This is a genomic window from Mangrovihabitans endophyticus (genome assembly GCF_014646155.1).
Taxonomy (GTDB): Bacteria; Actinomycetota; Actinomycetes; order Mycobacteriales; family Micromonosporaceae; genus Actinoplanes; species Actinoplanes endophyticus.
The window spans coordinates 1-24,419 of sequence record NZ_BMMX01000061.1 but is presented as its reverse complement, the minus strand read 5'-3'; the positions used below and the strand labels follow the sequence as shown (position 1 = coordinate 24,419).

2 protein-coding genes and 1 pseudogene are annotated in these 24,419 nt (G+C 76.1%); all 3 read right to left on the bottom strand.

The window, feature by feature from the left end:
* A pseudogene (locus IEY73_RS30615) lies at positions 1-4,851 on the bottom strand (SDR family NAD(P)-dependent oxidoreductase); the annotation flags it as partial.
* A gap of 50 nt (positions 4,852-4,901) precedes the next feature.
* On the bottom strand, positions 4,902-20,174 hold the full coding sequence (locus tag IEY73_RS30610; protein WP_189082832.1) for a type I polyketide synthase: 15,273 nt from the start codon (positions 20,172-20,174) through the stop codon (positions 4,902-4,904).
* A gap of 84 nt (positions 20,175-20,258) precedes the next feature.
* Entirely contained in the window at positions 20,259-24,392 is a 4,134-nt protein-coding gene (locus tag IEY73_RS30605; protein ID WP_189082831.1) for an SDR family NAD(P)-dependent oxidoreductase, read from the bottom strand.
* Positions 24,393-24,419: the final 27 nt, after the last annotated feature.

Genomic DNA, 24,419 nt, shown 5'->3' with positions numbered 1-24,419 from the left:
CTTCAGCCCGGTGACCTCACCCAGCCGATTGCGCAGCTCCACCGCGGTCAGCGAGTCGAACCCCAGGTCGGAGAAGGCGCGCTGCGGGTCGATGCCGGCCGCGTCCGGGCGGCCCTGGGCGTCGGTGTGGCCGAGCACCGCAGCGACCTCGGCGCGGACGGTGTCCAGCAGGTCGCCGGTCACGGCGGCGGCCGGCGCGGCGGCTGCGGCAAGGGCGCGGCGCGGCCGTGCGCGGACCAGGCCGCGCAGCAGCGGTGGCACGTCGCCGGTGGCGCGCAGCGCGCTCAGGTCGAAGCGAACCGGGGCGAGCACCGGCGCGTCCGCGGTGAGCGCGGCGTCGAGCAGGGCAGTGCCCTGGGCTGGGGTCAGTTCGGGCATGCCGTGGCGGGCGATGCGGGCCGCGTCGGTGTCCGACAGGGTGCCGGTCATGCCGCCGTCGCGGGTCCACGGTCCCCAGGCCAGCGAGGTGGCGGGCAGGCCACGCTCGCGGCGGTGCTCGGCCAGCGCGTCCAGGAAGGTGTTGCCCGCCGCGTAGTTGCCCTGCCCGGGGCCGCCGAACAGGCCGGACACCGAGGAGAACAGCACGAAGGCGTCCAGGTCACGGTCGGCGGTCGCCTCGTGCAGATGCCACCCGGCATCCACCTTCGGCGCCAGCACAGCCGCGAGGCGCTCCGGGGTGAGCGAACCGATCACCCCGTCGTCCAGCACCCCCGCCGAGTGCACCACCGCCCGCAGATCCGGCAGAGAGGCCACCAGTTCCCGCACCGCATCCCGGTCCGCGACGTCACACGCCACCACCCGGGCACCGGTCTCCCCGGCCAGCTCGGCCGCCCCCGCAGCCCCGGAGCCTCGACGGCTGGCCAGCACCAGGTCGGTCACGCCCCGCCCCGCCAGGTGCCGGGCCACCACCGCACCCAGCCCGCTCGTGCCACCGGTCACCAGCACCGTGCCCTGCGACGGCCACGCGAACGACTCTGCGGTCCCGGCCGCACGCACCAACCGCGGCGCATAGGCCGCGCCGTCGCGCAGCACCAACTCCGGCTCCACCGTCGCGGCTGCCAGCGCCGCCACCGGCACCTCACCGTCGCACTCGATCAGCGCGAACCGGCCCGGATTCTCCGACCGCGCCGAGCGCACCAGACCCCGCACCGCCGCACCCGCCAGATCACCGGGGCGGGTGACGATCGCGAGGGTACGCTCGTCGGCCCCGGTGAGGCGTTCCTGCACCAGGCGCAGCGCCCAGGCCGCGGCGTCGTGCGCCGACTGGGGCAGGTCGCCGTCGCCGGCGGGCGTGTACACCACGTCCACATCGGACGCTTTGCCGGGAGTGGTCGGGGTGACCGGGGTCAGGCGTGGCTCGTACAGGTCCTCGCGGGTCGTGGTGGTGGTCGCCGCGCGGCGCAGGGTGAGCGAGCCGACATCGGCGACCGGCGCGCCGGCCGGGTCGGCCACCGTCACGCGCACCGCGTCGTCGCCGGTCCGCGCGACGTGCACCCGCACCGCCGCGGCGCCGGTGGCGTGCACGGACACGCCCTGCCAGGCGAACGGGACGACGCCGCGGTCCAGGCCGTTGAAGGCCGAGACGTGCAGGCAGGCGTCGAGCAGGGCGGGGTGCAGGCCGTACCGGCGGGCGTCGGTGTCGTCCGGCAGGGCCACCTCGGCGTACACGTCGTCGCCCTGGCGCCAGGCGGCGCGCAGGCCGCGGAACGCCGGGCCGTAGGCGAATCCGCCCTCGGCCATCCGGTCGTACATGCCGTCCAGGGCGACCGGTTCGGCTCCGGCCGGCGGCCAGGCGGCGGGCATGGGCGCTGCTGCGGCGGCGTCCGGCGCGAGGAATCCGGTGGCGTGCTCGGTCCACGCCCCGGCGCTGCCCTCGGGCCGGGAGCGCACCGCGACCGGACGGCGGCCGTCGGCGGCGGGCGGGCCGACGTGGATCTGCATCTGGACGCCGCCGCGCTCGGGCAGCACGAGCGGGGCGGCGAGCATCAGTTCGTCGACCAGGTCGCAGCCGGCCTCCTCGCCGGCCCGCAGGACCAGTTCCACGAAGGCGGTGCCGGGCAGCAGCACCGAGCCGAGGATCACGTGGTCGGCCAGCCAGGGCTGGTCCGCCACGCTGAGCCGACCGGTGAGCAGCAGGCCGCCGCCGTCGAGTTCGGCGCAGGCGCCGAGCAGCGGGTGGTCGGCGAGGTCCAGCCCGGCGGCGCCCACATCGGCGCGGCCGGCGCTCGGGCGGGGCCAGTAGCGGCGGCGCTGGAAGGCGTACGTGGGCAGGTCGACGGTGTGGCCGCCGGGCAGCGGCCAGTCCACGCGTGCGCCGCGGGTGTGCAGCGCGGCCACCGCGGCACGGAACGTGGCGACCTCGTCGCGCCCGCGGCGCAGGGTGGCTGCGGTGTCGCCGGCCATCGCGGACAGCACCGCGTCCGGGCCGATCTCGATGCGGCGGGCCGCGTCCGCGGCGGCCAGCCCGTCGGCGAACCGCACGGTGGCCCGCACGTGCCGCACCCAGTAGCCGGGGTCGGTGAACAGGTCGGTCTCCACCCGGCCGGTCACGTTGGAGACCAGCGGCACCACCGGGGTGCGCAGGGTGAGCCCGGCGACCACCGCGGCGAACTCGTCGAGCATCGGGTCCATCAGCGCGGAGTGGAACGCGTGGCTGACGTTCAGCCGTTTGGTGCGCGCGAAGCCGGACGCGGCGTCGAGCACCGCCGCTTCGGGGCCGGACAGCACCACCGCGTCCGGGCCATTGACCGCGGCGAGGGACACCCCGTCGGGCAGGTCGAGGTCGGCCTCGGCGGCCTGCACCGCCACCATCGCCCCGCCGGCCGGCAGTTGCTGCATCAACCGCCCGCGGGCGGTGATGAGCGTGCAGGCGTCCGGCAGGGACAGCACGCCGGCGAGGTGAGCGGCCGCGATCTCGCCCACCGAGTGTCCGATGAGGACGTCCGGGCGCACGCCGAACGACTCCAGCAGCCGCGCCAGTGCCACCTCGACGGCGAAGATGGCGGGCTGGGCGTTGCCCGTGGCGTCCAGGTCGTCCCAGTCGATGCTCAGGTGCGCGCACACCTGGTCGAGGGCCTCCCGGTAGGCCGGGAAGTGGGCGTACAGGTCGCGGCCCATGCCGGGGTGCTGGGATCCCTGGCCGGTGCACAGGAACGCGGTGCGGCCGGGCCGGGCGGTCCCGGTGACCACGGCGGGCGCGGGCCGGCCGTCGGCCAGGGCGCGCAGCGCGGCGGCGTCCTCGGCGTCGGTCGCGGCGAAGGTGACCGCGCGTTCCGGCAGCATGCTGCGGGTGGTCAGCAGGGACCGGGCCACGTCGCTCGCCCGGTCCGTGCCGACCGACAGGTGCGCGGCCAGCCGGGCGGCCTGCTCGCGCAGCCCGGCGGGGGTGCGGGCGGACAGCGCGAAGGGCAGCGGCCCGGCATCGTCGGCCGGCGCTTGCGGGTCCGCGTCGCCGTCCGGTTCCGCGGCGGCGGGCGCCTGTTCCAGGATCACGTGGGCGTTGGTGCCGCTGATGCCGAACGCGGACACCCCGGCGCGGCGCGGGCGGGGAAGCGACGGCCACGGCTCCGGCTCGGTGAGCAGGCTGACGCCCGCATCAGCCCAGTCCACGTGGGACGTGGGCTGATCCACGTGCAGGGTCTGCGGCAGCACGCCGTGCCGCATCGCCATCACCATCTTGATGATGCCGGCCACGCCCGCCGCGGCCTGCGGGTGGCCGATGTTGGACTTGATGCCGCCCAGCCGCAGCGGACGCCCGGCGGGACGGTCCTGCCCGTACGTGGCCAGCAGCGCCTGCGCCTCGATCGGGTCGCCCAGCGTGGTGCCGGTGCCGTGCGCCTCCACCACGTCCACGTCGGACGGCGCCACGTGCGCGTCGGCCAGCGCGGCGGTGATGACCCGCTGCTGCGAGGGGCCGTTCGGGGCGGTCAGCCCGCTGGACGCGCCGTCGGAGTTGACCGCGGTGCCGCGCACCACGGCCAGCACCTGGTGGCCGTGCCGTTGCGCGTCGGACAGCCGCTCGACCAGCAGCAGGCCCACGCCTTCGGCCCAGCCGGTGCCGTCCGCGCCCTCGGCGAACGGTTTGCAGCGCCCGTCCGGGGACAGGCCGCGCTGGCGGGAGAATTCGACGTACAGGTCGGTGGTGGGCATCACCGCGACGCCGCCGGCCAGCGCCATGTCGCATTCGCCGGAGCGCAGCGCGCGGACCGCCATGTGCAGCGCCACCAGCGACGACGAGCAGGCGGTGTCCACCGTGACGGCCGGGCCTTCCAGCCCGAACGCGTACGCGATGCGCCCGGACAGCACGCTCACCGCGCCGCCGGTGAGCAGGTGCCCGCCGGTCTCCTCGGCCTGCCGGGCGAGCTCGCCGTAGTGGGTGTCGGTGCCGCCGACGAACACGCCGGTGGTGCTGCCGCGCAGGCTCGCCGGGTCGATGCGGGCGCGTTCCACCGCTTCCCAGGCGCTCTCCAGCAGCAGCCGCTGCTGCGGGTCCATGGCCAGCGCCTCGCGTGGCGAGATGCCGAACAGGTCGGCGTCGAAGTCGCCGGCGCCGGTGAGGAAGCCGCCCCGCTTCACATAGCTCTTGCCGGGTTTGCCGGGCTCCGGGTCGTACAGCGCCTCGACGTCCCAGCCGCGGTCGCCGGGCAGGTCGCCGATCGCGTCCACGCCGTCGGCGACCAGCCGCCACAACTCGTCGGGGTTGCTGACGCCGCCGGGGAAACGGCAGGCCATGCCGACGATCGCGATCGGTTCGGCGTCGCGGGCCTCGACGGACTCCAGCCGCTGCCGGGTGCGCCGCAGGTCGGCGGTCACCAGCTTCAGATAGTCGCGGAGTTTGTCCTCGGAGCTGGGCATGGGGAACCTTCCGTTGTGGCTGTTCGGTCGCGCCGGCTGAGTGCGCCTCAGGCGCGGCCGAGTTCCCGGTCGATCAGGTCGAACATCTCGTCGTCGGAGGAAACGTCGATGTCGTCGCCGGAGCCGGCGGACGGGTCGTCGAGCTTCCACTGCAGGGCCTTGAGCCGGGCGACCAACTGGGCGCGGGCGGCCGCGTCCAGGTCCGCCAGGCCGACCGCCGATTCCAGCCCGGCCAGCTCGGCGAACACCGGCGGGACCGCCGCGTCGCCGGGTCGCAACCGGTCCCGCAGCACCCGGGCCAGGCCGATCGGGGTGGGGTGGTCGAAGATCAGCGTGGTGGGCAGCCGCAGCCCGGTGTCGGCGTTGAGCCGGTTGCGCAGCTCCACCGCGGTGACCGAGGACATGCCCAGGTCGAGGAAGCCGCGGTCGGGTTCCACCGCGTCCGCGCTGGCGTGGCCGAGCACCGTGGCGACGTGCCCGGCGACCAGCCGCAGCAGGGTCTTCTCCTGTTCCGCGGGCGGTTGCCCGGCGAGCCGGGCGGCCAGGTCGTCCGCCCCGCCGGCGACACCGCCGCCGGAGGTTGCCGCGGCCCGACGCGCGCCACCGCGGACCAGGCGGCGCAGCAGCGCCGGGGGCTCGCCGGTGACGTGCAGCCGGACCGGCACCAGCCGGGCGGTGTCCGTGGCGAGCGCGGCGTCGAACATGGCCAGGCCCTGTTCCCCGGTGATGGGCAGCAGGCCGGAGCGGGTCATCCGGGACATGTCGGCCGCGTCCAGGTCCGCGGTGAGGCCGCTGCGCTGCTCCCAGAAGCCCCAGGCCAGCGACAGGCCGGGCAGGTCCGCGTCGCGGCGACGCTGCGCGAGGTCGTCCAGCACCGCGTTGGCGGCGGCGTAGTTGGCCTGGGCCATGCCACCGGCCACCCCGGCGAACGAGGAGAACATCACGAACTGGGCGAGCTGACGGTCGCGGGTCAGCTCGTGCAGGTGCCAGGCGGCGTCCGCCTTGGGGCGCAGCACCGCGTCCACCCGGTCCGGGGTGAGGCTCTCGATCAGGCCGTCGTCCAGCACCCCGGCGGCGTGCACCACGCCGGTCAGGTCGGCGATGCCACCGAGGATCTCGGCGAGCCGGTCACGGTCGGCGGCGTCGCAGGCCGCGACGGTGACCTCGGCCGCACCGCCGGAGCACGCGGTGAGCCGGTCGCGCAGGGCGTCCGCCCCGGGTGCGTCCGGGCCGCGCCGGGAGGTGAGCACCAGGCGGGTGACCCCGTGCGTGGTGATCAGGTGCTCGGCGAGCAGCGCGCCGAGCGTGCCGGTGCCGCCGGTGATCAGCACCGTGCCGCCGCCCCAGTCCGCGCTGCCGCCCCCATCCGTGCCGCCGTCCGCGCCGTCGGTCCGTTGCGGTGCCGGGGCGCGGTCCAGCCGCGGCGCGGACGCGGCGCCGTCACGCAGCCGCAGTTCCGGCTCGTCCGTCGCGGCGGCCGCGAGCAGCAGCGCGTCCGGGGTGTCCGGGGCGGCGTCGACGAGCCGGAACCGGCCGGGATGCTCGGACTGCGCGGAGCGGATCAGCCCGTGTACGCCGGGTTCCGCGCTGACCACGGTCAGGGTGCCGGCGTCCGGCCCGGCGAGCCACTCCTGGACCGCGGCCAGCGCCTCCCGGGTGGCCGCGTGTGCGGCGGTGACCGGGTCGCCGCCGGCCGTGATCCGGCGCAGCGACGCGTCCGCGGGGTCGGCGGGCAGCGGCACCGGTTCCCAGTCCACGTGGTACAGCGGCGCGGCGCCGGTGGCCGCCGGCAAGGCCAGCCGGCCGGCCGGGGTGAGCGTGACCGACGCGGCGGTGACCACCGGGTCCCCGGCGGCGTCCACCGCGGTCACCGCGACCGTGCCGTCGCCGCGGTCGGTGGTGTGCACGGTGAGTTCGGTGGCGCCGGTGGCGTGCACGGTGACGCCGCGCCAGGCGGTCGGCAGCCCGTCGCCGGACAGTGCCGCCTGCAGCAGGTCCGGGTGCAGGCGGAATCCGGTGGCGTCGGGCACCGACACGGCGATGCCCGCTCCGGTCGCCGGTTCGACGGCCGCCGTGGTGTCGCCGGTCGCCGCCGGGTCGGCCGTGACGAGGCGGCCGGTGGCGTGCCGGGTCCACGCCGCGTCGGCGTCGCTGCGGGCGTGCACCGCGAGCGCGCCATCCGCGGCCACGGTCACCTGGATCTCGGTGTCGCCGTCGACGGCCAGCGGGGCGTCCTCGGTCAGCTCCGCGACCACCGGCAGCCCGGCCTCGTCGCCGGCCCGCACCGCCCATTCCAGGTAGGCGGCGCCGGGCACCACCACCCGGTCGGCGATGCGGTGCGCGGCCAGCCACGACGGCGCGAGCGGCCCGATCCGGCCGGTCAGCACCACCCCGGCGTCGCCGGCCAGATGCACCGCCGCGTCCAGGCCCGCCGGGTCGCGCCGCGCGGCGGCCTCCAGCCAGTACCGTTCCCGCTGGAACGCGTACGTGGGCAGGTCGGTCACCGGCCCGCGGCCGACCGCCGGGGCGAAGTCCACCGCGACGCCGCGCACCTGCGCCTGAGCGAGGGAGGTGAGCAGCCGTTCCCGGCCACCGTCGTGGCGGCGCAGCGTGCCCAGCACCACCGCGTCGGCGCCCGCCGCGGCGGCCACGTCCTCCAGGCTGCCGGACAGCACCGGGTGCGGGCTGCATTCCACGAACACGTCGTGCCCGGACTCCAGCAGGGCGCCCACCGATTCCTCCAGGCGCACGGTGCGGCGCAGATTCTCGTACCAGTACCCGGCGTCCAGTCCGTCGTCGTCCACCCACTCACCGGTCACGGTGGAGCGCATCGGCACCGCGCCGCGGCCCGGCTCCACCGCCTTCAGCTCGGCCAGCAACTGGTCGCGGATCTGTTCCACGTGCGCGGAGTGCGACGCGTAGTCCACGCTGATCCGTTTGGCGCGCAGGCCGTCCGCGGCGCAGGCGGCGACCAGTTCGTCGACCGCGTCCGGGTCGCCGGACACCACCACCGTGCCGGGACCGTTGACGGCGGCCACCGACAGCCGCCCGCCGACGCCGGCCAAGCGCTCTTCCACGTCGGCGCGGCTGGTGGCGATCGAGGCCATCGCGCCGCGCCCGGACAGGGTCGCCGCGATGGCCCGGCTGCGCAGCGCCACCACCGCGGCCCCGTCGGACAGCGACAGCGCCCCGGACACGCAGGCCGCGGCGATCTCGCCCTGGGAGTGGCCGAGCACCGCCGCCGGGCGCACGCCGTGGGCCTGCCACACCGCGGCCAGCGACACCATCACCGCCCACAGGGCGGGCTGCACCACGTCCACCCGGTCCAGCAGCGCCGGGTCGTCCAGGGCCTCGGTCAGTGACCAGTCGGTGTGCGGGGCGAGCGCGTCGGCGCACTCCCGCATCCGTGCGGCGAACACCGGATCGGTCATCAGGTCGCGGCCCATGCCCGCCCACTGCGCGCCCTGGCCGGGAAAGACGAACACCACGCGACGTTCCCGCCCGGACGCGGATCCGTTGACCACGCCCGGATCCGGCGTGCCGTCGAGGAAGGCGCGCAGCGCCCGCGCCGGGTCCGCGCCGACCGCTACCAGGCGCTTCTCGTGCCGGGTGCGGGTGTGCACCAGCGCCCGCGCGACGGCCGCCGGGTCCTCGTCGCCGGCGCCCTCCAGCAGCGCGCGGGCCTGCCCGCGCAGGGCCGCGTCGGAGCGGGCGGACAGCAGCCACGGCAGCGGTTCGCCGGGCAGCGCCGGGCCGGGGTCGGCCGGCACGGCGTCGGCGGTGTCTTGCGGCGCCGCTTCCTCGACGATCACGTGCGCGTTGGTGCCGCTGATGCCGAACGACGACACCGCGGCCCGCCGCGGCCGTTGCCCGGCCGGCCAGGCCGCCGGCTCGGTGAGCAGGTCCACCGCGCCGTCCGCCCAGTCCACGTGCGGGGTCGGAGCGTCCACGTGCAGGCTGCGCGGCAGGGTGCCGTGGCGCAGGGCGAGCACCATCTTCATCACCCCGGCCACCCCGGCCGCGCCTTGGGTGTGACCGATGTTGGACTTCACCGAGCCGAGCCGCAGCGGCCGGTCCGCGTCCCGGTCCCGCCCGTAGGTGGCCAGCAGCGCCTGCGCCTCGATCGGGTCGCCGAGCCGGGTGCCGGTGCCGTGCGCCTCCACCGCGTCCACATCCGAGGTGGACAGTCCGGCGTCGGCCAGCGCGGCGCGGATGACGCGCTGCTGCGACGGGCCGTTCGGGGCGGACAGGCCGTTGGACGCGCCGTCGGAGTTCACCGCGGAGCCGCGCACCACGGCGAGGATCCGGTGGCCGTGACGCCGGGCGTCGGACAGCCGTTCCAGCAGCAGCAGGCCGGCGCCCTCGGAGAAGCCGGCGCCGTCGGCGGACGCGGCGAACGGCTTGCACCGCCCGTCCATGGCCAGGCCGCGCTGGCGGGCGAAGTCCACGACGATGCGCGGCGAGGTCATCACGGTGACGCCACCGGCCAGCGCCATCTCGCATTCGCCGGAGCGCAGCGCGCCGATCGCCATGTGCAACGCCACCAGCGACGACGAGCAGGCGGTGTCCACGGTGACGGCGGGGCCTTCCAGGCCGAACGTGTACGCCACCCGGCCGGAGACCACGCTCATCGCGTTGCCGTTGTTGATGTACGGGGCGAGGTCGGCCGGCACGTCGCCGACGCGGGACAGGTAGTCGCTGGAGGACACCCCGGCGAACACACCGACCGGACGGCCGCGCACCGCCTTGGGGTCGACGCCGGCCCGCTCGAAGGTCTCCCACGCGGTCTCCAGCAGGATCCGCTGCTGCGGGTCCATCGCCAGCGCCTCGTGCGGGGAGATGCCGAAGAACCCGGCGTCGAAGTCGGCGACCCCGTCCAGGTAGCCGCCCTCGCGGGTGCGCGACGAGCCGGGGTCGTCGGGCACGTCGTCGTACAGGCCGTCGAGGTTCCAGCCGCGGTCGCCGGGCATCGCGGCGATGCCGTCGCGTCCGGCGTCCAGCAGGTCCCAGAAGTCCTCCGGGGAGCGCACCCCGCCGGGCAGCCGGCAGGCCATCGCCACGATCGCCACCGGTTCGTCGTCGCGGGCCGCCGTGGGCGCGGCGCTGACCGACGCCGCGGCGCCGCCGGTGAGCTCTGCGAGCAGGTGCCCGGTGAGCACCACCGGGCTGGGGTGGTCGAAGACGAGCGTGGCGGGCAGCTTCAGCCCGGTGGCGGCGGACAGCCGGTTGCGCAGCTCCACCGCGGTGAGCGAGTCGAAGCCCAGGTCGCGGAACGCCTGCCCGGCGTCCACGGCGTCCCCGCCGGTGTGCCCCAGCACCGCGGCGGCGGTGCTGGTGATCAGGTCCAGCAGCGTGGCGTGGCGGTCGGAAGGGGTCAGCCCGGCCAGACGCTGCCGCAGGTCGCCGCCGCCGGCCGCGCCGGCCCGGCGCCGGGTGGCCGCGCCGAACAGGCCGCGCAGCAGCGGCGGGATCTCGTCGCGGGAGCGGGCGCGCAGCCCGGCGGTGTCCAGCCGGACCGGGACCAGCAGGGCGCGCCGGGCCTCCAGTGCGGCGTCGAACAGCGCCAGGCCGTCCTCGGTGGACAGGGCCAGGCCACCCTGCCCCTGCCGGGAGCGGTCCCGGTCGGCGTCGTCCAGGTGCCGGGTCATGCCGCTGGCCTGCGCCCACAGGCCCCATGCCAGCGAGGTGGCGGGCAGCCCGGCGGCGCACCGCGCGGTGGCCAGCGCGTCCAGGTACGCGTTCGCGGCGGCGTAGTTGCCCTGGCCGGGTGAGCCGAACACGCCGGCTGCGGAGGAGAAGAACACCATCGCGGCGAGGTCGTGGTCGCGGGTCAGCTCGTCCAGGTGCCGCGCGGCGTCCGCCTTCGGCCCCATCACGGCGTGCAGCCGCTGCGGGGTGAGCGTGCCGATCACACCGTCGTCCAGCACACCTGCCGCGTGCACCACGGCGGTCAACGGGTGCTCGGCGGGCACCGCCGCCAGCAGCGCGGCCACGTCCGCGCGCCGCGACACGTCGGCGGCGGCCACGGTGACCTGTGCCCCGGCCTCGGTCAGCTCGGCGACCAGGTCCCGGGCACCCGGGGTGTCCGGGCCGCGCCGCCCGGCCAGCAGCAGGTGCCGGACGCCGCGCCGGACCAGGTGCCGGGCGAGCAGCCCGCCGAGTTCGCCGGCCCCGCCGGTGATCAGCACGGTGCCGTCCGGGTCCCAGTCGCGCGGCGTGGTCAGCACCACCTTGCCGGTGTGCCGCGCCTGGGACATCAGCCGGAACGCGTCCCGGGCATGGGTGACGTCGAAGGCGGTGACCGGCAGCGGGTGCAGCGCGCCGGACTCGAACAGGGCGAGCAGCTCGGCGAGCATCTCGCCGATGCGCTGCGGTCCGGCTTCGATCAGGTCGAACGCGCGGTAGGCGACGCCGTGCCCGGCGCGGATCTGCTCGGCGTCGCGCACGTCGGTCTTGCCCATCTCGACGAACCGGCCGCCGGCCGGCAACAGGCTCAGCGACGCGTCGACGAAGTCCCCGGACAGCGAGTTGAGCACCACGTCGACGCCGTCGGCGAAGGCGCGGGTGAAGTCCAGGGTGCGCGAGTCGGCGATGTGGTCGTCCGGGAACCCGGCAGCGCGCAGCAGGTGCTGCTTGGCCTCGCTCGCGGTGCCGACAACGTCGGCGCCGAGGTGCCGGGCGATCTGGGTGGCGGCCATGCCGACGCCGCCGGTGGCCGCGTGCACCAGCACCCTCTCGCCGGCCCGCAGCCCGGCCAGGTCGCGCAGCGCGTACCAGGCGGTGAGGAAGACCACCGGGACGGCGGCGGCCTGGGCGAACGTCCAGGAGGCCGGGAAGCGGGTGAGTACCCGGTGGTCGGCGACCGCGTGGGTGCCGAACCCGCCCGGCACCATGCCGGTCACCCGGTCACCGGGGGTCAGCGTGGTGACGTCGGGTGCCACCTCGACCACCACGCCGGCTGCCTCCGAGCCGAGATACCGGGCGCCGCCGGGGTACATGCCCAGCGCGTTCAGCACGTCGCGGAAGTTGAGGCCCGCGGCGCGCACCGCTAGGCGGACCTGGCCGGGGGCCAGCGGTTCGGCGGTGTCCGGCGCGCCGGTCAGGGTGAGGTCGTCGATCGAGGAGTGGGTGGTGGTGTCCAGCCGCCACGGCGCCGCAGGCGGGGTGAGCGGCGCCTCCGGGTGTTCCAGGCGTGGCGCGAAGCCGGCGCCGCGGCGGACGATCAGCTGCGGTTCGCCGGTGGCGACCAGCGACGGCAGGGCGTCCCGGGAGGCGGGGCTGTCGTCCAGGTCCACCAGGGTGATCCGGTCCGGTTCCTCGGACTGGGCGGAGCGGACCAGGCCCCACACCGTGGCCGCGCCGGGGTCGGTGACCGTGTCCCCGGCCGCGCCGTGGGTGACCACCACGAGCCGGTCGTTGTCGTCCGTCTGGTCCTGCAGGTGCGCCAGGACGGTTTCCAAGCCGGCGTCCTCGACCAGGGTGTATCCGGTCGCCGGCTGCGCCGCGGGCGGCACCGGGGTCCAGCCGATGCCGTACGGGCGGTGCCCGGCGCGGCGGGTGGTCCCGGAGTCGATGGGCCGCACCGCCAGCGCGCCGATCTCGGCGACCGGGACGCCGGACTCGTCGGCCATGGTGACGGCCACGGTGTCCGGGCCGGTTCCGGCGATCCGCACCCGCAGCGCGGTGGCACCGGTGGCATGCAGGGCGACGCCGCGCCACGAGAACGGCATGCCCGCGCCGTCCTGTGTGGACAACGGCCCCAGGGTGGCCGCGTGCAGCGCGGCGTCCAGCAGCGCCGGGTGGATGCCGAAGGCCGCCCCGTCGTTGTCGTCCGGGAGCACCACGTGGGCCAGGATGTCCGCGCCGTGCCGCCAGGCGGCTCGCACGCCGCGGAACAGCGGCCCGTACCCGTACCCGTCGGCGGCGAGGCGCTCGTAGAAGCCGGTGACGTCGACCGGTTCCGCGCCGGCCGGCGGCCACACGTCGTCGCCCGGCGTGGCCGGCACGTTCCCGGTGGGGGCCAACGCTCCGGTGGCGTGCGTGACCCATTCGTCGCCGGCCAGCGTGTGCAGTGTCACGGCGCGCAGGCCGGTGTCGTCCGCGGCGTCCACGGTGATCTGCACCGGCACGTCGCCGCGCTCCGGCACCACCACCGGCGCGTGCAGGGTCAGCTCGTCGATGCGGCCGCAGCCGAGTTCGTCGCCGGCCCGGATGACCGCCTCCACCAGGGCCGCTCCGGGCACCAGCACGGCGCCCGCGACGGCGTGGTCGGCCAGCCACGGGTGGGTGCGCAACGACCAGCGGGCGGAGACCACCAGGCCGTCGCCGCGGGCCAGATGCACCGCGGAGCCGAGCATCGGGTGGTCCAGCGCACCCGGTCCGACCGCGTCGGTGATCCGGGGCCAGAACCGGCGGCGCTGGAACGCGTACGTGGGCAGCGGCACTGCGGCGGCGCCGGGGAACAGGGTCGCGGCGTGCACCGCGGCGCCGTGGTCGCGGGCGGCGCCCAGCGCGGCGCGGAAGCGTTCCAGGCCGCCCTCGTCGCGGCGCAGCGTGCCGAGCGCGGCGGCGGTCTCGCCCGCGTCCTCGATCGTCTCGCGCAGGCCCGGCGTGACCACCGGGTGCGGGCTGATCTCCAGGAAGACGCGGTGCCCGGCGGCCAGCAACGCCCGGGTGGTGTTCTCGAACTCCACGGTGCGGCGCAGGTTGCGGTACCAGTAGGCGGCGTCCAGCCCGCGGGTGTCGTACGGGCCGGGCGCGGCGTCGCCGGCAGCGCCGACGGTGGACCAGAACGGCACCTGAGCGGCCCGCGGGGTGATCGGGGCCAGCACGTCGAGCAGTTCGTCCTCGATGGCCTCCACGGCCGGCGAGTGCGAGGCGTAGTCCACGTCGATGCGCTTGACCCGCACGCCGTCGGCGGCGCACCCCTGCGCCAGTTCGTCCAGCGCGCCGGGTTCGCCGGCCACCACCGCCGAGTGGGGGCCGTTCACGGTGGCCACCGCGAGCCGGTCGCCGAACGCGGTGAGGCGCTCGCGGACCCGCGCCACCGGTTCGGCCACCGAGGCCATGCCGCCGTGCCCGGCCAGGGCGGTGATCGCCGTGCTGCGCAGCGCCACCACCCGGGCGGCGTCGTCGAGGCTGAGCGCCCCGGCCACGCAGGCGGCGGCGATCTCACCCTGGGAGTGCCCGACCACCGCGGCCGGTTCCACGCCGTGCGCGCGCCACAGCGCGGCCAGCGACACCATGGTCGCCCACAGCACCGGCTGCACCACGTCCACGCGGTCGAAGGCGCCGCTGCGCAGCACGTCGATCAGGTCCCAGTCGCAGTGCGGGGCGAGCGCGTCCGCGCACTCGCGCATCCGCTGCGCGAACACCGGCGACTCGTCGAGCAGGGCGACGGCCATGCCCGGCCATTGCGCGCCCTGGCCCGGGAAGACGAACACCGGGCGGCTGTCGGTCTCCGCGTACGCGGTGTCGGTCACCGCCTCCAGCGCGGTGATCAGGGCGGCCCGGTCGGGGCCGGTCACCGAGGCCCGGTGCGGCAGCGCCGCGCGGGTGGTCAGCAGCGAGTACCCGGCGTCGCGCGGGTCGGCGCCGGTGTCGCGCAGGTGCGTGGCGAGGGCGGCGGCCTGGGCGCGCACGCCGTCGGCGCTGCGGGCGGACAGCATCAGCGGCACCGGGCCGGCGAAGTCGGCGCCGGGCTGGCCGGCGGGAACGGGCGGCGCTTCCTCCACCAGGACGTGGGCGTTGGTGCCGCTGATGCCGAACGACGACACCCCGGCCCGCCGCGGCCGTTGCCCGGCCGGCCACGCCGCCGGCTCGGCGAGCAGGTCCACCGCGCCGACGGTCCAGTCCACGTGCGGCGTCGGCGCGTCGGTGTGCAGGGTGCGCGGCAGCATCTCGTGACGCAGCGCGAGCACCATCTTCATCACCCCGGCCACCCCGGCGGCGGCCTGGGTGTGGCCGATGTTGGACTTCACCGCGCCCAGCCGCAGCGGGCGGGCGGCGTCCCGGTCCCGCCCGTACGTGGCGAGCAGCGCCTGCGCCTCGATCGGGTCGCCCAGCGTGGTGCCGGTGCCGTGCGCCTCCACCGCGTCCACGTCGCAGGTGGACAGCCCGGCGTCGGCCAGCGCGGCCCGGATGACGCGCTGCTGCGACGGGCCGTTCGGGGCGGTCAGCCCGTTGGACGCGCCGTCGGAATTGATGGCGGTTCCGCGCACCACCGCCAGCACCGGGTGCCCGAGCCGCCGGGCGTCGGACAGCCGCTCCACCAGCAGCATGCCGGCGCCCTCACCCCAGCCGGTGCCGTCGGCCGCGGCGGCGAACGGCTTGCACCGGCCGTCCGATGCCAGGCCGCGCTGCCGGGAGAACTCCACGAACGGGTACGCGGTGGACATCACCGTGACGCCGCCGGTCAGCGCCATCGCGCATTCGCCGGAGCGCAGCGCGCGGACCGCCATGTGCAACGCCACCAGCGACGACGAGCAGGCGGTGTCCACCGAGACCGCCGGGCCCTCCAGGCCGAACGTGTACGCCACCCGGCCGGACAGCACGCTTGCCGCGTTGCCGGTGAGCAGGTGCCCGGCGACCTCGTCGGCGGAGCCCGCCATGATGGTCTGGTAGTCGTTGGCGTTGGTGCCGGCGAACACGCCGGTGGCGGTGCCGCGCACGGTCTCCGGGTCGATCCCGGCGCGTTCGAACAGCTCCCAGGACAGCTCCAGCATCAGCCGCTGCTGCGGGTCCATGGCCAGCGCCTCGCGCGGCGAGATGCCGAAGAAGCCCGCGTCGAAGCCGGCCACGTCGTCCAGGAAGCCGCCATGGCGGGCGTACGTGGTGCCCTGGTGTGCCGGGTCGGGGTGGTAGAGCCGGTCGATGTCCCAGCCGCGGTCGGCGGGGAACCCGGTGACGCCGTCGCGGCCACCGTCCAGCATCGCCCAGAACTGTTCCGGGCTGCGCACCCCGCCGGGCAGACGGCAGGCCATGGCGACGATCGCGATGGGCTCATCGCCTGCGGCGGCGGTGACCGGGGCCGCCGGGGCGTCGTCCGCACCGCCGGTGGTCTCGGCGCGCAGGTAGGCCGCGACCGCCGCCGCGGTGGGATGGTCGAACAGCAGCGTGGCGGGCAGTTTCAGCCCGGTGGCCGCGGCCAGCCGGTTGCGCAGCTCCACCGCGGTCAGCGAGTCGAAGCCCAGGTCGCGGAACGGCCGGCGAGCGTCCACACCGGACGCAGTGCCGTGGCCGAGCACCCCGGCGACGTGCTCGCGAACCAGGGACAGCAGGTCGCCGGGGTCCGCCGGGGAGGTGCCGGTCCCGGCGGCCGGGGCAGGCGAGGTGTGCACCTCGTCCAGCAGCGGCGCGGGACGGACGGCGGTCAGCGCGGCGGCGTACGCGGGCCAGTCGATGTCGGCGACGGTGACCGCGGCGCGCCCGGCGGCGACCGCGGCTTGCAGCGCGCCCAGAGCGCGGCGCGGGTCCATCGGGCGCAGCCCGGCGCGGCGGGCGGAGGCGTCCGCGTCCGCGCCCATGCCGGCGGCCCAGGGGCCGAACGCCACCGCGGTGGCCGCCCGGCCCTGCGCGCGTCGCCGGTCGGCCAGCGCGTCCAGGTGGGCGTTGGCCGCGGCGTAGTTGGCCTGGCCCGGGTTGCCGACGGTGCCGGCGATCGACGAGAACAGCACGAACATGGCCACGTCACCGGCCAGTTCGTCGAGGTTCGCCGCGGCCTGCGCCTTGGCGCGCAGCACCGCGTCCAGCTTCTCCGGGGTGAGCGCGGTGAGCAGGCCGTCGTCCAGCACGCCCGCGGCGTGCACGATGCCGTCCGGGCGCACCTCGTCCAGCAGGGCGGCCAGCGCGGCGCGGTCGGCGGCGTCGCAGGCCACCACGTCGACCCGCGGCCGGTCCCCCGGTGCGGCGCCGTCGGCTTCGGTCGCGGCGGCATCGGCGTCGGCGGTGAGTTCGGCGGTGAGTTCGGCGGCGCCCGGCGCGTCCGGGCCGCGGCGCCCGGCCAGCACCACCCGGCGGGTGCCCGCGCGCAACAGCCAGCGGGCCACGTGCCCGCCGAGTGCCCCGGTGCCGCCGGTGACCAGCACGGTGGCCGGTGGGGTCCAGTCCGGGGCGCTCGGCGTGGTGGTGCGGCGCAGGCGGCGGGCCAGCACCCCCTCGGCGCGGATGGCGACCTGGTCCTGCCCGCCGCCCAGCACACCGGCCAGCGCGGCCACCGCGCCGGCGTCCACGGTGGCGGGCAGGTCGGCCAGCCCGCCCCAGCGGTGCGGCATCTCCAGCGCGGCCACCCGGCCCAGTCCCCACAGGCGAGCCTGCGCCGGGTCGGTGACCGGATCGCCGGGCGCGGTGCCGACCGCGCCGCGGGTGACGCACCACAGCGGTGCGTCCCAGTCCAGGGCGTCCAACGCCTGCAGCAACGCGACGGTGCGCCACACCGGGTCGCCGGTGGCGTCGCCGGCCAGCAGCGACAGCACCCCGTCCACCGGGCCGGCCGCGCCGATCCGCTCGGCCAGGTCGTCGCCGTCGCGGACGGCCAGCGTGGTCACGTCCAGGCCGCGGGCGGCCAGCGCGTCGCCCAGGCCGCCGAACATCTCGCCGCGCTCATCCGGCGTCACCACCAGCCAGCGGCCGGTGGCCACGCCGGTGGCGGCGGTGACCGGCACCCATCCGATGTCGTAGGTGAGGGCGTCACCGGAGGGCCCCGCGGCCGGCGGGATGAGCCAGAACGGCTCCTCCTGGAACGCGTACGTGGGCAGGTCGACGCGGCGGCCCGGACCGAGCACGGCCGGCCAGTCGACCCGCACGCCGGACACGTGCAGCCGACCCAGACCCTCGAACAGGGCCGCCGTTTCGTCGTCGCGGCGCTGCATCGCGGCCACCACCGGATCACCGGCGGCCGATTCGGCGATCATGGCGGCGAGCGTGCCGGTGGGGCCGACCTCGGCGAAGGCCGTCGCGCCGGCGTCTTCGGCCGCGCGCACCGCGTCGCGGAACAGCACCGGCTGGCGCACCTGGCGCAGCCAGTATCCGGGGGTGGCGAATTCGTCACCGGCCACGGCGCCGGTGACGCCCGACACGACGGTCGTGGCGGGCTTGCGGAACCTCAGCCCGGACAGCACCGCGCGGAACTCGTCCAGCATCGGATCCATCGCGGCGGAGTGGAAGGCGTGGCTGACCGCGAGCCGCTTGGTGCGGCCGAACGCCGACGCGGCCGCGGTCACCGCCTCGGCCGGGCCGGACAGCACGAACGATCCGGGGCCGTTGACCGCGGCCACCTCCACCCCGGGCGGCAGATCCAGGTCGTCGGGTTCGCGGCCGTCGGCTTGCACGGCGATCATCGCGCCGCCGGAGGGCAGCGCCTGCATCAGCCGTCCGCGGGCGGTCACCAGCGCGGCCGCGTCGGCCAGGTCGAGCACCCCGGCCACGTGCGCGGCGGCGATCTCGCCGACCGAGTGGCCGCCGACCATCGCCGGGCGCAGCCCCCACGACTCCAGCAGCCGGAACAACGCCACCTCGAAGGCGAACAGTGCGGGCTGAGCGTTGCCGGTGGCGTCCAGGTCGTCCCAGTCCACGCCGGGCAGGTGGGCGCGGGCGGCGTCGAAAGCCTCCCGGAACGCCGGGAAGCGGCGCGCCAGCTCGTCGCCCATGCCGGCGCGCTGCGCGCCCTGCCCGGCGAAGAAGAACGCGCATGGGCGGGCCGCGGCCACACCGGTCAGGCCGCCGCCCGCGGCCACCGCTTCCAGCGCGGCGCGGCGATCGCCGGTGATCACGGCCCGGTGCTCCATCAGTGCCCGGCCGGTGGCCAGCGTCCAGGCGACGTCGTCGCCGCCGTCGGCGTGCGCAAGCAGCGCGGCTGCCTGCGCGCGCAGCGCCGGTTCGGTGCGGGCGGACAGCAGCCAGGGCAGGCCGGTGTCCGGCGCCGGCGGCGCCGGGGCAGGCTCGTCGGCCGCCTCCACGATGACGTGCGCGTTGGTGCCGCTGACCCCGAACGAGGACACCGCGGCGCGGCGCGGCCGGTCCACCCCCGGCCACGGCTGGGGCTGGGTGAGCAGGCGAGCCGCGCCGGCGGTCCAGTCGACGTGCGGGGTCGGCTCGTCGGTGTGCAGGGTGGCCGGCAGGGTTCCGTGCCGCATCGCGTGGATCATCTTGATCACGCCGGCCACGCCGGCCGCGGCCTGGGTGTGCCCCAGGTTGGACTTCAGCGAGCCGATCAGCACCGGTTCCCCGGCGCGGTCCTGCCCGTACGTGGCCAGCAGCGCGGTGGCTTCGATCGGGTCGCCGAGGCGGGTGCCGGTGCCGTGCGCCTCCACCACGTCGATGTCCTGAGTGGACAGCCCGGCGTCGGCCAGCGCGGCCCGGATGACGCGCTGCTGCGACGGGCCATTCGGGGCGGTCAGCCCGTTGGACGCGCCGTCGGAATTGACCGCGGTGCCGCGCACCACGGCCAGCACCGGGTGCCCGCGCCGCCGGGCGTCGGACAGCCGCTCCACCAGCAGCATGCCGACGCCTTCGGCCCAGCCGGTGCCGTCGGCGGCGGCGGCGAACGGCTTGCACCGGCCGTCCGGGGCCAGCCCCTGCTGGCGGGAGAACTCCAGGAACATCTGCGGCGTGGACATCACGGTGGCGCCGCCGGCCAGCGCCAGGTCACATTCGCCGGAGCGCAGCGACCGGACCGCCAGGTGCAGCGCCACCAGCGACGAGGAGCAGGCGGTGTCCACGCTGATCGCCGGGCCCTCCAGGCCCAGCACGTAAGAGATGCGGCCGGAGGCCACGCTCACCGCGTTGCCGGTGAGCAGATGCCCGCCGGCCACCGCGTGACCGTGCCCGCCGGTGGTGTCGTAGCCGCCGTGCCCGGTGCCGACGAACACGCCGGTGCGCGACCCGGCCAGCCCGGTCGGGTCCAGCCCGCCCCGTTCCAGGGTCTCCCAGGACACCTCAAGCAGCAGCCGCTGCTGCGGGTCCATGGCCAGCGCCTCGCGGGGCGAGATGCCGAACACGGCCGGGTCGAATCGGTCCGCCTCATGCAGGAAGCCACCCTCGGTGCAGTAGGTGGTGCCCTGATGCGCGGGGTCCGGGTGGTACAGGGCACCCAGATCCCAGCCGCGGTTGCGGGGGAAGCCGCTGACCGCGTCCTCCCCCGCGTCGACGAGTTCCCAAAGCTGCTCCGGGGAGCGGACACCGCCGGGATACCGGCATCCGGCGGCCACCACCGCGATCGGCTCGCGATCCCGTTCACCGGCCTCGCGTAGCTGCTCACGGCTGTCCTGCAGATCCGCGATCGCCCGCTTCAGGTACTCGCGGAGCTTCTCCTCGTTCGACATCGGCAGCCTCCGAGAGCGGTCCGTGGCCACGGGGTGGGGACCCCCGGTCGGATTCACTCTGCAAGAAGCGCACCGCGAAAATCCCTAGCCTTGACCGGCGGTTGCCGTCGTCAGGGTGGCCAGCCACTGCGTCACCAGCTCCGCGGTGTGCGCCGAGTCCTCACGCACCAGGGACAGGTGGTCGGCGTCCACCGGGCGCACCACCGCCCCGTCCACGATCGGGCTCAGGTCGGCGGTGCTGCCCGCGACGCTCTCCCGGGTGCATCGCACCGACAGCACCGGCGCGCTGGTGGGTTCCACCTCCATCCGGTTCAGCAGCACCATCCAGCGGCCCATGGCGGACAGCCGGGAGTTGGTCAGGCGCACCGCCGAGGTGTCGTCCCCGCCGGCGAAGTTGAGCTGCATCATGCCGCCGTAGTCCACGCCCTCGTCGTCGTTGTGCTGGAAGCTCAGCGTGTCCAGCAGCACCACCGCCTCCGGGCGCACCCCCCAGGTGTTCTCCAGCATGCCCGCCGCCGCGTACGCCAGCGAACCGCCGGAGGAGTGCCCGATCAGCACGAACGGCTTGCCGTCGCTGGCCCGCAGCGCGCTCTCCGCGATGACCCGCACCGCGACCTCCGCGTTGTCCGGCAGCCGCTCACCGGTGGCGAACCCGACCAGCGGCAGCGCGCTGACCTCGTGGACACCGCGGAAGTGCGCGGCCAGCCGCGAGTACTGGTGCGGCCCGGAGTTCGCGGTGGGCGCCGGCACGCAGATCAGTTGCGGCGCTGCGGCGCCCTCGGCGAGCTGCACCGGCAGCGGGAAGTCCTCCAGCTCCGAGGCGTACGTGAAGGTGGGCCGCAGCGCGGCGAGGGTGGCCAGCATCCGCTGGGCCTCGCGCACCTTGCCCACGCCCAGCGCGTCCAGGAACAGCCGCTCCAGCGAGTCTCGTTCCGGTTCCCCGCCGGCGCCCGCGGCCAGGCCCGGGTCGGCGCCCTCCTGGCTGCCCAGCTCGGCGCGGATCCACCCGGCGAGCTCGTCGGGTGTCTTGCTGTCGAACACCACGGTGGCGGGCAGCCGCAGGCCGGTGGCCGCGGACAGCCGGTTGCGCAGCTCCACCGCGGTCAGTGAGTCGAAGCCCAGCTCGTAGAAGTTGCGCTGGGCGTCGACCGCGTCCGCACCGGTGTGGCCGAGCACCGCGGCGGCCTCGGCGCGCACCATGTCCACCAGCGCCCGGGCGCGGTCCGCGCCGCCCAGCCGGGACAGGTGCTTGGTCAGCGACGCGCCGCCGGCCTCCGCGGTGGCCGCCGCCCGCCGGGCCGTCCGCACCAGGCCGCGGAACAGCGGCGGCACGAACGCGCCGGGTGCGGCCGGTCCGGCACGCATGCCCATCGGCGCCACGTACGGGGCGTCCGATCCGATCGCCACCTCGTACAGGTCCAGGCCCTCGTCGACTTGCAGCGGCGGCATGCCGCTGGCCCGCATGCGTTGCAGGTCGGTGTCCGACATCAGCCCGGTCATGCCGTCGGTGTCGTCCCACGGCCCCCAGGCCAGGGTGAGCGCGGCCAGCCCGGCGGTCTGCCGGTGGTGCGCCAGCGCGTCCACGAAGGAGTTCGCGGCGGCGTAGTTGGCCTGGCCGGGGTTGCCCATCATGCCGGCGCCGGAGGAGAACGACACGAACGCGGCCAGGCCCATGTCCCGGGTCAGTTCGTGCAGGTTCCACACCGCGTCCACCTTCGGGCGCAGCACCGTGGTCATCCGGTCCGGGGTGAGCGAGGTGAGGATCGCGTCGTCCAGCGCGCCGGCAATGTTGAACACCGCGGTCAGCGGGCGCTCCGGCGGGATCGCGGCGAGCATCGCGGCGGCCTGGTCCCGGTGCGCCGGGTCGCACGCCACGATCTGCACGCCCGCGCCCAGCGCGTCCAGTTCGGCCGCCAGTTCGGCGGCGCCGGGCGACTGCGGGCCGCGCCGGCTGGTGATCAGCAGGTGCCGTACGCCGTTGGCGACCAGCCGGCGGGCGAAGTGCCGGCCCAGCGCGCCGGTGCCGCCGGTGATCAGCACGGTGCCTTCCCGCTGCCAGCGTTGCGGCATCTCCAGCACCACCGGGCCGGTCACCGGCGTGGCCAGCGCCTCCCGGGCGCGCCGCACGTCCCAGGCGTCCACCGCGGCGGGACGCACGGGTTCCGGTCCGGCGGCCGCGGCGGCGGCCTCCCGCCATGTCCAGCCGTCCGGCACGCTCATCAGGGTGCGCCCGTCGGCCACCGCGATCGGTCCGGCGCCGCCGGTCACCAGGCCCATCACCCGGTCGCCGGGGATGAATCCGCGCAGGTCCGCGCCGACTTCGGTGACCACTCCGGCGACCGTGGCGCCCAGCGGGCCTTCGGCGCCGGCACGCCGGTCCGCCTCGTCCAGCGCGGCGGCGTACACGTCCACCCGCACCTGCATCGGCGCCAGCGATTCCCACACCTCCGGGCAGGCGCGCAGGGTGACGTCGCCGCCCGCGCGCACCAGGCGCCACGCGCCGCCGGCCGGCGGCAGCAGGCCCCGTGCCGAGGCGAGCCGGGCCATCCGGCCCACCCGGACCGTGCCGTCGCGGACCACGAACTGCTGGTCGCCGTCGGCGGTCAGGCCGGGCAGCAGCGGCAGGAACGCGGCCACGTCGGCGGTGTCCACGATGAGGAACCGGTCCGGGTTCTCCGCGTACGCGGAACGGACCAGTCCCCAGACTGAGGCCGCGGGCAGGTCCCGGATCGGTTCGCCCTCGTCGGCGGCGACCGCCCCGTCGGTGACGAACAGCATGCGGGCGTTCATCAGCCGGGTGTCGGCCAGGAACCGTTGCGCGGCGTCCAGCACCCGGCCGGTGACCGCGTGTGTGGAGGCGACCACGTCGTCCGGGTCGCCGGTGACCGGCACCACCACGACCTCCACGTCGCCCGGCAGCTCCTCCAGGCTGGCGCCGAGCGTGGCGTGCCGCACCGGGGCCGGCTGCGGGGTGTCCACCGCGGGCCAGTCGAGCCGGAACAGCGGGAGTTGCTCGGCCGCCGCGACCGCCTCCGGCGGCCGGTGCAGCACGAGTTCGCGCACCGACAGCACCGGCGCGCCGGCCGGGTCGACCGCGGCGATCCGCACCCGGTCGTCGCCCAGCCGTTCGATGCGTGCCCGCAGCACGGCGGCGCCCGCGGCGTGCAGGGTGACGCCGTTCCACGCGCCGGGCACCAGGGTGTCGTCCAGGCCGAGCAGCCCGGTCACGTGGGTGACCGCGGCCAGCAGCGCCGGGTGGATGCCGAAGTACTGGGCGTCGCCGGCCACCGTGTCCGGCAGGGCCACTTCCGCGTACGCCTCGTCGCCGTGCAGCCAGACGGCGCGCAGGCCGGTGAACGCGTCCCCGTGGCCGTGCACCTCGTGGAAGCCGGTCAGGTCGGTCTGCACGGCGTGCGCGGGCGGCCAGGAGGAGGCGTCGAACTCGATGCCGTCCTTGCCCGCCGCCAGGGTGCCGCGGGCGTGCAGCACCCACGGCCCGTCGCCGGTCTCCGAGCGCGAATGCAGCGAGACGGAACGGGTGCCGTCGTCATCCGGCGTGCCGACGCGCACTTGCAGGGCGGCCGAGGAGCGGTCACTGATCGCCAGCGGCGCGAGCAGTTCCAGGTCCTGGACGCGTTCCGCGCCGACCTGGTCACCGGCCCGCACGGCCAGTTCCAGCCAGGCCGAGCCGGGCAGCACGATCTGCCCGCCGGAGGTGTGGTCGGCCAGCCACGGGTGCACCCGCAGCGACAGCAGTCCGGTGAACACCATCTCGCCGGTGTCGGCCAGGGCCATGGCGGCGCCCAGCATCGGGTGCATGGCGGCGGTGAGGCCGACGGAGCCGACGTCGCCGGAGTGCGCCAGCGGGCGCGGCCAGTAGCGCTCGTGCTCGAACGCGTAGGTGGGCAGCGGCACCCGGCCCGCGCCCGGGTACCAGCCGGTCAGGTCCACGTCCACGCCCGCGGTCCAGAGTTGCGCGACCGCCTGCGTCAGCGCCAGGTCCTCGGCCCGGTCGCGGCGCAGCGCCGGGATCGCCAGCACGTCCTCGTCGGTGATCATCGGGGTCAGCGCCGCGTCCGGGCCCACCTCGACCACGGTATCCACACCGGACTCCCGCACCATCACCGCGACACCATCGGCGAACCGCACCGTGGCCCGCACATGCCGCACCCAATACTCGGCATCCGCGAACAGCCCGGACTCGACCCGACCCGTCACGTTCGACACCAACGCCACAGTCGGCTC